The following is a 9,735-nucleotide window of genomic DNA, read 5'->3' as shown; positions in this document are numbered from 1 at the left end:
TTTGCAGGACGTTATCGCAACCGCAGAAAACGGTTTGGCTTGCGCTTGAACCTGATTGCTGGCTTACTCAACTATGAATTGGCACATGCCTCTTGATTCATGCAGGAAGTCTAATGATCGTCAGATTTCCTTTGTGAGACTTGCCCCCACACAAGATTTCACATTCAGGAAACTTCAATGAACCTATCAGAATTAGGCTGGAGTGACTTTTTCGCTCACAGCTTTGAGGCTTATCGCGTACAGGGCTACACGGTAGGCAGAGTTGCTTTGGAACATAAGCAGGCTTACACGCTTTACGCCGAACAAGGAGAACTCTCAGCCACCGTTTCCGGTAAGCTGAGGCACCAGGCTACCGCAGCAGAAGATTTTCCGGCTGTCGGAGATTGGGTTGTCGTTCGCAATCGGGAGGAAGGGCAGGCAACCATTCACGCTATCCTGCCGCGGAAGAGTAAATTCTCCCGCAAAACGGTAGGGGGTAAAACCCAGGAACAGATTGTTGCTGCCAACATTGATACCGTGTTTTTGGTGGCAGGTTTAGACCACGACTTTAATCTGCGCCGGATTGAGCGCTATCTAGTGCTGGCATGGGAAAGCGGAGCTACCCCGGTGATTTTGCTCAACAAAGCAGACCTTTGTGATGCCGTTGAAGAGCGGGTCTTGGAAGTAGAAGAAGTGGCGATCGCCGTTCCCATTGTGGTGCTGAGTGCTGCCCAAAATCAGGGATTAGACGCTCTCCAGCCCTACCTCAAACCCGGTCAAACCTCAACCTTACTGGGGTCATCAGGCGTGGGCAAATCCACCTTAACAAATCAGCTTGTCGGCACTGCCCAGCAGTCCGTTCAACCCGTGCGTCAGGGAGATAGCCGAGGTAGACACACGACGACCCATCGAGAGTTGCTTCTGTTGCCTTCCGGTGGCTGCATCATTGATACGCCAGGAATGCGCGAAATCCAGATCTGGTCAGAGGGAGCAGGCTTAGAGGAAACCTTTACCGACATTGAAGCGTTGGCAGAGGAGTGTCGATTTCGAGACTGTCAGCACCAACAAGAACCAGGCTGTGCGGTGCGGCAAGCCCTCGAAGCAGGTGCGCTCGACGAGCAGCGATTTGCCAGTTTCCAAAAACTCCAAAAGGAGTTGAACTATCTGATTCGCAAGCAAGATCAGAGAGCAACCCTGGCAGAAAAGGAGAAGTGGAAGCAAATTACTAAATCTTTGCGGAAAATGAATAACCGCTAAGAGTAGTTTTGCTTATTGCCTGGGTCTCAAGTTCCAGCTTTCTGCTATTTACGCAGGAGGACTACTGAACTGGGGCTTGAGAACCAGGAGCATCCTTTTGTTGTGCAGTTTCTTGAGGAGCTGTATTTTGAACCTGGCGGTTTTCCCCTGTACTTTGCTGGGACTGCTCTGATCCGGCTTCTGCTTCGGGTCCAACTTCTGGTGGGGGAGCAGGCTCAGTTAGGGGGTCAGGGGCAGCAGGTGCTACTGGCTCTTCAGGAGCCGCCGGGGCTGGAGTTGGATCAGTTGGTTCTGCTGTCTCTTGAGACTCTGCTTCTGGAGAAGTTTCCTCGGGAGCGGGTGAGGGCGGCAAGCTATCGGCATCTTCAGGCAAAGTGTCCAAAACTGGCTCATCCGGGGAAACTTCTTCAAGAGGTTCTTCTTCCGGAAGCTGTAGCGTATCTGGCTGCGCCTGAGCGGGTGCTTCAAAGGTGGGGGAAGGAGCCTGCTGGGTAGGCTCAGAGGGGGCGATCGCATCGGGTTCCGATTCAGAGCCTGAAGGCGACAACGCCTGTAAGACACCCACGACTACAGCAGCCGGAACAATTAACGCCATTGCGATCAAACCTGCTGCAAACCACCTGCCTCTTGAATGACTGTTCTCTTTATCAGGAAAGTTATGAACAGTACGTTGAGGAGCCGCATATTCTGTTGCAACCGAGCGACGACGCTGAGGAATCACCGCCTGAGTTGCCATGTGGCTGATGGTCGCACTCGCTGCTGCGAGGGTTGAGTTGCCCGACGCAGCCGGAAATAGCGCTAACCAGCGATCGACATTGGCAGGACGGTGCTGTGGCTCAACAGCCATGCCGCGCATCACAGCTTGACTTACTGCTGCACTTAACTCCGGGCGAACGACACGTGGAGCGGGCAGATCAACCCGATCGCGCAAGGCGGCAGCAACAGGGATGCGGGCAGTTAGCAGGGTGTAAAGCGTAGCGGCAAGCCCATAGACATCCGTGGCGGGCGATCGCCGCTCCTGAGAAATGTATTGCTCAATCGGTGCATACCCTGCCGAAATCAGACTCGTGTGCGTCTGAGTAATCCCTGGCGTAAATTCGCGGGCAATGCCAAAGTCAATCAGCACTACCTGGTCAGTGCCCTGGCGCAAAATGATGTTTTGCGGCTTAATGTCTCGATGCAGCAAACCGCTCTGGTGAACAACTTTTAGCGCTTCGCCCACCTGCCGAATGTAGTGAATTGCGGTCTCCTCAGGCAGCGGCTTATCTGGCATTACCAGCGTATCCAGAGTTTGACCGGGAATGTAATCCATGACGATGTTGGGCAAGCCTTCTTCGATGAAGAAGTCTGTCACCCGAACGATATTGGGATGGGAACAGACCGCTAGCCGCCTTGCTTCATCCTGAAACTGACGATAAAAATAAGCAAAATTAGGATCTTGTCGCAGAGATTCATTAATTGTTTTAATCACTACGACTTGAGCCAATGCATGGTTCGTGGCTCTGTAGGTAATGCCAAAACCACCCCGCCCTAGCTCCTGGTCGAGCGTGTATTTGCCATTCTGTAGCGTTTTCTGAATCGGGATAGTCATAAGCGATCGCAGTTTAGATGCAGTTCCTTCACAGGTGTCAAGGGAGGAGCTTAAGTGCAGGTTGGGCAATCATGTAGTCTGAACGGGCTGAACAGGACGTGAAGAGTACAGTCTAACGGCAAACCAGTCGACTGAAAACTGGGGCATTTTGCTCCAGCATATCAGGAAGGCTCAAGGATCGATTGTACTGACAGATAACATCCTGTCTATAGCTTCTTGAATCAGTTGTAGGAGCAGGTTGTGACAGGCGCATCCCTCTCATAACCTTTTTAGGATTGCTATGTCTGTCTATTTATCTACCGACCGGGTTTTAGGAGATGTATAGGTCAAGACATTCCTCACAACAGAGCTTGAGATGAGTCAGACCCATTAGAGGCGATTCATTTTGAGCCAATCGACTCGGTACTCGCTTTTAACTATCTCGACCGCTACTGCGATCTCGACCGCTTTTACAGTGAGCAAGGAATTTTTTCCAGGGCGATCGCCCCTTGCTTGGGAACGGCGCTAGCTAAAGTGCATCGCATCACATTCGAGCGCCAGGACCACAAGCAATCTCTTAGCCACAAGCTCAACTTGGGCGACGATGAAAGGCTTGGACAGGTTCCCGATCTGAGTCAAAATTTGTGGCAAGTTTCTCCTGAGATACTTAGCACAACTGCTGCGGATAGGCTGCAATTTTACGAACTCTATTAGCGCTATAAAAGTTTAGGGGAAGGCGATCGCTGAGACATCACAGAAACTTTATCCGTTAGTGTTCAAATAGTGTGTAAAACTCAGTTCGCACAAGTTTATTGATAAGGGGGATGAGGCTAGTAGTGAGGCGATCGCCCTTCACTCCAAAACGCTACGGTTCTCCTCACTGTCGATTCAGGTAAGTCTATTTAGAGTGGAACTATCAGCTCCAGTAGAAGTCTGATCTTTGGAGCGAGTTCTAAAATCGTCTCAGCATTCAATGCTGAAAGTGTCACTATGTCCAAAACCCTGGAAATGCTTCAACCGCCCGCTTCTCAAGCAGGCGTAGCGCAAAGGCTAGAGGGTGCAATTCAAGCTGCGATCGCCGAAGCTCGTGCAACTTGTGATCTCAAAGGTGCTACCTCAGGTGATTGTGCTGTTGCTTGGGATATTGTCGAAGAGTTGCAGGCTGAATGTTCTCACCGAAAAGCAAAGAAAAATTCCCTGGAACGCTACTGTGATGAGAATCCTGATGCGGTTGAATGTCGAGTTTACGACATTTAAGCTAAACATCAACAGTTTTGAATAGGTAAGCCTGAGCCTACCTTACACCTCAAAGGGCTATTGTTTTGGCAGTAAAATGTTGTCAAAACAGTAGCCTTTTTACGTGAAATACATTGCCCTGGTGCTAGTACTGGTTTTAGCTTTTGCAGTTGCTTTGCCTACCCAGGCTGCTTTTTGCCGCACGGTGAATGGACATAATATTTGCATTCTGAGCATTAAACGCAGTGCTAAGAATTATTGGGAATACAGAGCGTCTGTGAGCATTGATGGGATTGCAAGACCGATTGAAGTTTATAACTGTCGCGATCGCCAACGAATTCAAAAAGATGGAACAGTGACACCTTTTGTCGAGAACGGTCCAGGCGAGCTAATTTGCTCTGTACTGAAGTGAACCGTACTGAAGTGAACTGTTGAAAATTCTGTAGGAAACGGATTTAGGCTGGCGAGGCATAGCAGATTTACCGGACGAGTAGAGCCGATCGCTGAAGACTATTGTGAATTTTGATCTCGCTTTAATTGCGATCGCTACCTACCATGCTGAAAATCGTTACCTCTATCGCTTTGTTGACCATCCCGCTGTTGAGCGTTGCTGCAAACGCTGAAGACACCGCCATTCCTGAACTAGACTCAGCGCTGCAAACAAGTATTTGTCAAAACAGCTGGAGTTCATCTATTCGAGCAGTTAGCTTGCTGATTGGCAACTCAGAAACATCACCCGATTATCGGGAAGACCTAGTTGCATTCCGTTACCAGCTTCAAGATTGGCGGGCAACTGGGGCGATCGCCGCTGAAGTCATTCCGGCCTGTGAAGGCGTTGCAGTCCTTGAAGAAGACGGCATCTCCATTCCTGTCAGCGTTTCATCGCCACCGCTTAACTTTGAGGCAGCCATTCAGTCTGTCGAAGAGATGAACTCTCCCTACAGCAGCTTCGTTCCCTACACAGCACCGGAACCCACCACTTTCAGCCGTGAGTGCTGGGTCGTTGATCAGTCCGGACAGCGATTTGATCTCGCCATGATGTGTAATGGTCAGTAGTTTAACGTCGGAACTGATCTAACGGAACTGATCTAACGCAGCCAAGTCAATAAAGCCAGGACGACAAATCACCTATCTACGATATCCATAGGATTTCACACGATGGCACTCCTGGCTAAAGTTGTTTGCATAACTGGAACTGTGTTTGGCTTGATGACTGTTGGAGCCTTGTCTACCTCAAGCATGGTGCTGGACAGGGGCGAAGCGATGAGCAACAGTGCCTCATCCCACCCCTCAACTTCCCAAGCCGAAATTTTGGTGGCGCAACGTTCCATGCCGGAGGAAATTTTAGAGGCGCACAACAAATATCGTGCAGAGGTAAACGTCGCACCGCTGACCTGGTCAGACACGTTGGCTAGCAATGCTCAAGAGTGGGCAAACCATCTTGCCTCACTGGGTGGAAATACGTTGCAGCACAGCCCAAACTCAGGTGAGGGGGAAAACCTTTGGCTTGGTACTTCTGGAGCATTCACCTATACCCAGATGGTTGATATGTGGGGCGAGGAAAAGCAATATTTTGTTGATGGCACTTTCCCTGACGTGAGTTCTACGGGAAACTGGTTTGATGTTGGTCACTACACGCAAATGGTGTGGGGAGATACCACAGAAGTCGGGTGTGCGATCGCCAACGCAGGCGGAAATGATATTCTAGTGTGTCGCTACAATCCACCAGGCAACTATTTGGGACAGCCTGTTTTTTAGCGTTGGATAATTCCTAACTATGGAAGTTCGGGTTAGAGAAGGGAATGAGGCTGATGTAGAAGCGCTTGTACTCGTTGCAGCACGCACTTTTGCATTAGCCTGTCCTGCAAACACACCCCAAGAAGACATAGAGAACTATATTGCAACAGAATTTACTCCTGAGAAATTCAAGCAATATATCAATGACCCAAACTTTACTATCTATGTAGCAGAGGTCGCTGGAGAAGCAATAGGATACTGTCTGTTATGCCGCTCCGATCCACCCTTAGAAGAACTGCTTTCAGAGGAATGTGGGAACACCATTGAACTAAAACGTTTGCACATTCTGCCGGAATTTCATGGACTTGGAGCCGCTCAAGGATTAATGCAGGCTGCGCTCAACTTTGCTGTGTCCAACGCCTGTACGCAAGTTTGGTTGAGCGTTTCCAACCAAAACATGAGAGCCATCTCCTTTTACAAAAAATCGGGCTTTATCAAAGTCGGTGAACAGAAATTTTACGTCGGCAATGATATTCATGATGATGACATCATGCTCAACTGTCTCATCTAAAGACCGTTGGGGCAGGAGAACCTGTTGAATCAGGGGAAACGGTTGGAGCAGAGGCAAGACCAACACACCCTTCAGACGGTGAGTTTTCATCTAGCAAGGGAGTATACCAGCGCAGCGCCAAATCATTGAGTTGGTCAAGGATAACAACGAGTTCTTGTCCTCGCTCTGTTAACCCATAAGTCACCTGGGGCGGCACGGTTGGCTCATAGTGGCGATAGAGAATTTCCTCTTGCTCCAGCATTCGCAACCGCTCAGTCAAGACTTTTGTGGAAATTCCTTCAATTCGGCGTTTTAACGCACCAAATCGGGTCGGGCCATTGGTAGAAAGCACCCACAGCAGATACATCGTCCAGGGTCCAGATAGAACCTCCATCAACATGCTGACTGGACATGGGCTGGGATAGCGAGAACGTGACATAGCTGGTTACCTGAAAGTGCCTATTAGTTACTTTAAAGTGTCTACTTTACTTTAGTAAGTAGTTACTTTTAGCATCTATTCAGTTAACAAAACATTTGCTGAGGTTCCTATGTCAACAGTTGCTATCGTGTATTTTTCCGGTTCCGGCCATACTCACTTGATGGCTGAGGCGATCGCAGCAGGAGCCAGATCCAAGAACGTTGAGGTTGAATTGCTGCAAATCACGGGTGAGCAAATTGAGCAGGGACGCTGGCAAGATGCAGAAATCTTGGAGAAGCTGCATCAGGCAGACGCAATTGTGTTTGGTTCTCCAACTTATATGGGTGGAGTTGCTGCTCAGTTCAAGGCGTTTTTAGACGCAGGCGGTTCAGTCTGGTTTGCCCAGCAGTGGAAAGACAAGATTGCGGGAGGCTTTACTCACTCCAGTTCCCTGAGCGGAGACAAGCAGGGAACGCTGCTCTACCTGTCGATCAACGCCGCTCAGCACGGCATGATTTGGGTGAGTGCAGGTGACTTGCCTAGTCCATACCTTGGCAAAACCGACGGGGTCAATCGGCTAGGTTCATTTCTAGGTGTGATGGGGCAAAGCCCGTTAAATAGGGGCGGAGAAGAGGCAGCTTTGGACGAGGGCGATCGCCTCACTGCTGAAAAATACGGACAGCGGATTGCTGAAGCCGCTCTACGCTGGAGCCGTCAACTTGTAGCTGCTTGATGGCACTCAGAATTGCGAGATAGCTGTCGCTACACAAGTTAGGACAAAAAGGGAGGTATGGCTTCGTCGTACCTCCCTTTTTGTCCTAACTAAGTGACTAGCGCTATATCTAAGATAGGAAACTTATTTTTCGGTGCCATGAAGCTCAAGCGACTCGGACACGTAGCCATTTGTGTCAAAGATCTCGACCAGGCGGCTCAGTTCTACCAGAACTTAGGAATGGATCTAGTGTGGAAAGATCCTGACTGGGCTTATCTCAAAGCCGGTGATGATGGTCTGGCTTTGCTTAGCCCTAGCTATGGTCAGGCTGGTCCTCACTTTGGATTTATTTTTAGCGATCGCTCTGAAGTCAACGCTGCCTACGAGCGACTCAAAACAGAAGGGGTGCACCTCACTCCCATTCACGAACATCGGGATGGCACTGCCTCTTTTTATGGCAAAGACCCAGACGGCAATTGGTTTGAATACCTTTACGAACCCGCCCCTGTTGCCAGTACAGTCTGAATGACGCAATCATTCGCAGTGTTGCAGAAATAAGAGACTGCCGCTAATCAAGAATTCAAACCGGATTCGGTAGGGGCGATTGGCAAATCGCCCCACAGGCTTGTCTCTCCTAAGTCTCACGCTTAGCATAAGCAGCTACTGCTGAGAGTCAGGTTAATCCTGGTTCGGTCAGCGCTTGTCCCGCCATAGCGTTCTGTACGGGCAAACCTAATCCGAGAGCCGAAGTGCCAGCCAGATCGGTTCGGCGTGTGGTTGGGTCAAAAATGATGCTGTATGAGCACTCAGGGGAAAGACGCTGCATTCGCTTGAGATGATCTTCAGCATTGTTGCGACGACGAAACCGGGCAACTACAAGCTGTTCAGTAGGTGCAGCCGATTGTGTAGCCTCGGCTGCATGGCGAATAATGCACCAGGGGTGAAGCTGTTCTCTATAAGTCATAAGCCCCTCCCAATGACAAATGCATGGAAGGGGCTTACAAAAATCTGATCTGCGATCGCATCGAAGCGACAGCAGCAGCTCGACAAGATCGGTGGTGGTGCTGATATCATGGTGACTTACCTCCAACTCCGGTTGGTGTGTGTGCGATCGCCCTTCGGTTTTCCAGGCAGGAGGGCGATTGATAGTCTTTACAAGTCCATTAAAGGCTCACGAACTGCCATTTGTCGATAAATGGTTAAGGTTCTGCAATTTTGCATTTCAGCAGATCGCTGAGCAAAAAAGGCTGTTGAGCCAAGGCTTGGTTGATATCATTTGTCGCGGTTTTTGCCGCTTCTTCCGGACTGCCAACACGTTATGTAATAGATTCATCACCAATATCGAATCCTGTTGGCTGCAGCACCGTACGGGTAGGTTTAGCAAGAAAAACCCCGATGAGACCAAGGTTCAATGCCAAAACCTACCTCTAATCCCTAACTCCCAATTCCCATTCACTTTGTCAAACCATGCTCCAATGCATAGCGCACCAGCTCTGTGCGGCTATTGGTGCCCGTTTTGCTAAACAAGCGGCTGACGTATTTCTCTACATTACGAACGCTGGTTTCCAAGCGACGGGCAATTTCCTTGTTCATCAGACCCTCTGCCACCAGTTCCAGAACGCTTTGCTCACGCGGGGTGAAATCAAGCCGGACAGGAGCAGGAGTTTGGGCGATCGCCCCTCTCTGAGTCAGCAACGCCCGAATTTCGGCAATTTGTCGCGCCATATCTGCAATATCGGGGGCATCGCCATCCCCCGCCGCTGCCCGGTTTGAGACAGCTCGTCGCTCTAACAGATTGCTCACGATCGCCACTAACTCATCCGGGTCAAAAGGTTTGGACAGATAGGCATCACAGCCCGCCTGGTAGCCTTGAATTCGGTCAGTCGTCATGCCTCTCGCTGTCAGAAATACGACAGGAATCGCTTGAAACCGTTCGTCTTCCCGCATTTGCTTGAGAAATTGATAGCCATCCACCTGCGGCATCATAATGTCGGAGATTACCAGGTCAGGCGACGTTTGCTGAAGCAACTCCCAACCGTCACGGGCATTGCTGGCAACGTTTACTGTAAACCCGCTGTCTTCGAGGTAGGCCTGCACTGCTTCCCGCAATCCTGGTTCATCATCAACCAGCAACAACCGTCCTTCCATGCTTTTCCCCTACCTAAAATCCTTACTTAAATACCATTACCCATTATCGGATTGCAGAGGAGGATTGGATCGCTCGTTAGTACTTATTCAAACGAAGATCGGAGTTTTAAGTTGAATTTCTTGGTTTA

13 protein-coding genes and 1 pseudogene are annotated in these 9,735 nt (G+C 49.8%); 10 read left to right on the top strand and 4 right to left on the bottom strand.

Translation table 11 applies throughout. The features are described from left to right. A pseudogene (locus tag H6F88_RS14760) lies at positions 1 to 96 on the top strand (IS5/IS1182 family transposase); the annotation flags it as partial. 81 nt (positions 97 to 177) lie between these two features. Continuing rightward, positions 178 to 1,236, top strand: a complete 1,059-nt coding sequence (rsgA, locus tag H6F88_RS14755; protein ID WP_190643506.1) for a ribosome small subunit-dependent GTPase A — start codon at positions 178 to 180, stop codon at positions 1,234 to 1,236. A 61-nt stretch (positions 1,237 to 1,297) separates the two neighbouring features. Here rsgA and H6F88_RS14750 read toward each other — a convergent pair whose 3' ends face one another. After that, positions 1,298 to 2,827 carry a serine/threonine-protein kinase gene (locus tag H6F88_RS14750; RefSeq protein ID WP_199333611.1) on the bottom strand — a complete coding sequence of 510 codons (1,530 nt, stop codon included), beginning with the start codon at positions 2,825 to 2,827 and terminating at the stop codon, positions 1,298 to 1,300. Positions 2,828 to 3,212: 385 nt separating this feature from the next. Between H6F88_RS14750 and H6F88_RS34025 the strand changes: the two genes are divergently transcribed. From H6F88_RS34025 to H6F88_RS14725, 6 genes are all read left to right on the top strand, one after another. Next, complete coding sequence (locus tag H6F88_RS34025; RefSeq protein ID WP_277882180.1) at positions 3,213 to 3,335, top strand: hypothetical protein; 123 nt, start codon at positions 3,213 to 3,215, stop codon at positions 3,333 to 3,335. Between the two features lie 461 nt (positions 3,336 to 3,796). Next, positions 3,797 to 4,063, top strand: coding sequence for a Calvin cycle protein CP12 (locus tag H6F88_RS14745; protein ID WP_190643505.1), 267 nt, complete (start codon positions 3,797 to 3,799; stop codon positions 4,061 to 4,063). A gap of 103 nt (positions 4,064 to 4,166) precedes the next feature. Continuing rightward, positions 4,167 to 4,454 (top strand): hypothetical protein, encoded by a 288-nt coding sequence (locus H6F88_RS14740; protein ID WP_190643504.1) that lies wholly within the window; start codon positions 4,167 to 4,169, stop codon positions 4,452 to 4,454. A 143-nt stretch (positions 4,455 to 4,597) separates the two neighbouring features. After that, a complete protein-coding gene (locus H6F88_RS14735; protein WP_190643503.1) occupies positions 4,598 to 5,098 on the top strand; it encodes a hypothetical protein in 501 nt (166 codons plus the stop codon). A 102-nt stretch (positions 5,099 to 5,200) separates the two neighbouring features. Then, positions 5,201 to 5,800, top strand: a complete 600-nt coding sequence (locus H6F88_RS14730) for a CAP family protein (RefSeq protein WP_242043731.1) — start codon at positions 5,201 to 5,203, stop codon at positions 5,798 to 5,800. Between the two features lie 19 nt (positions 5,801 to 5,819). After that, complete coding sequence (locus tag H6F88_RS14725; RefSeq protein ID WP_190643502.1) at positions 5,820 to 6,350, top strand: GNAT family N-acetyltransferase; 531 nt, start codon at positions 5,820 to 5,822, stop codon at positions 6,348 to 6,350. Here H6F88_RS14725 and H6F88_RS14720 read toward each other — a convergent pair. Beyond that, positions 6,343 to 6,768: a helix-turn-helix domain-containing protein gene (locus H6F88_RS14720; protein ID WP_190643501.1), complete on the bottom strand. Its 426-nt coding sequence runs from the start codon at positions 6,766 to 6,768 to the stop codon at positions 6,343 to 6,345. The genes H6F88_RS14725 and H6F88_RS14720 overlap by 8 nt on opposite strands. A gap of 109 nt (positions 6,769 to 6,877) precedes the next feature. Between H6F88_RS14720 and H6F88_RS14715 the strand changes: the two genes are divergently transcribed. Continuing rightward, positions 6,878 to 7,480 (top strand): flavodoxin family protein, encoded by a 603-nt coding sequence (locus H6F88_RS14715; RefSeq protein ID WP_190643500.1) that lies wholly within the window; start codon positions 6,878 to 6,880, stop codon positions 7,478 to 7,480. A 138-nt stretch (positions 7,481 to 7,618) separates the two neighbouring features. After that, a complete protein-coding gene (locus H6F88_RS14710; RefSeq protein ID WP_190643499.1) occupies positions 7,619 to 7,984 on the top strand; it encodes a VOC family protein in 366 nt (121 codons plus the stop codon). A 148-nt stretch (positions 7,985 to 8,132) separates the two neighbouring features. On the opposite strand, the gene H6F88_RS14705 is transcribed toward H6F88_RS14710, so the two are convergent. Further along, positions 8,133 to 8,423: a hypothetical protein gene (locus H6F88_RS14705; RefSeq protein WP_190643498.1), complete on the bottom strand. Its 291-nt coding sequence runs from the start codon at positions 8,421 to 8,423 to the stop codon at positions 8,133 to 8,135. 488 nt (positions 8,424 to 8,911) lie between these two features. Further along, positions 8,912 to 9,607: a response regulator transcription factor gene (locus H6F88_RS14700; RefSeq protein WP_190643497.1), complete on the bottom strand. Its 696-nt coding sequence runs from the start codon at positions 9,605 to 9,607 to the stop codon at positions 8,912 to 8,914. Between the last annotated feature and the right edge of the window lie 128 nt (positions 9,608 to 9,735).

The sequence above is a fragment of the Oculatella sp. FACHB-28 genome (assembly GCF_014696015.1).
GTDB lineage: Bacteria > Cyanobacteriota > Cyanobacteriia > Elainellales > Elainellaceae > JAAUTN01.
The sequence above is the reverse complement of the archived record's forward strand: the minus strand, read 5'-3'. Positions and strand labels throughout refer to the sequence as shown.

Bases quoted from the DNA above. Each gene is read 5' to 3' on its own strand.
- H6F88_RS14705 (WP_190643498.1), bottom strand. From the start codon at position 8,423: ATGACTTATAGAGAACAGCTTCACCCCTGGTGCATTATTCGCCATGCA.
- rsgA (WP_190643506.1), top strand. From the start codon at position 178: ATGAACCTATCAGAATTAGGCTGGAGTGACTTTTTCGCTCACAGCTTT.
- H6F88_RS14725 (WP_190643502.1), top strand. From the start codon at position 5,820: ATGGAAGTTCGGGTTAGAGAAGGGAATGAGGCTGATGTAGAAGCGCTT.
- H6F88_RS14715 (WP_190643500.1), top strand. From the start codon at position 6,878: ATGTCAACAGTTGCTATCGTGTATTTTTCCGGTTCCGGCCATACTCAC.
- H6F88_RS14700 (WP_190643497.1), bottom strand. From the start codon at position 9,607: ATGGAAGGACGGTTGTTGCTGGTTGATGATGAACCAGGATTGCGGGAA.
- H6F88_RS14735 (WP_190643503.1), top strand. From the start codon at position 4,598: ATGCTGAAAATCGTTACCTCTATCGCTTTGTTGACCATCCCGCTGTTG.
- H6F88_RS14710 (WP_190643499.1), top strand. From the start codon at position 7,619: ATGAAGCTCAAGCGACTCGGACACGTAGCCATTTGTGTCAAAGATCTC.
- H6F88_RS14730 (WP_242043731.1), top strand. From the start codon at position 5,201: ATGGCACTCCTGGCTAAAGTTGTTTGCATAACTGGAACTGTGTTTGGC.
- H6F88_RS14720 (WP_190643501.1), bottom strand. From the start codon at position 6,768: ATGTCACGTTCTCGCTATCCCAGCCCATGTCCAGTCAGCATGTTGATG.
- H6F88_RS14745 (WP_190643505.1), top strand. From the start codon at position 3,797: ATGTCCAAAACCCTGGAAATGCTTCAACCGCCCGCTTCTCAAGCAGGC.
- H6F88_RS14750 (WP_199333611.1), bottom strand. From the start codon at position 2,827: ATGACTATCCCGATTCAGAAAACGCTACAGAATGGCAAATACACGCTC.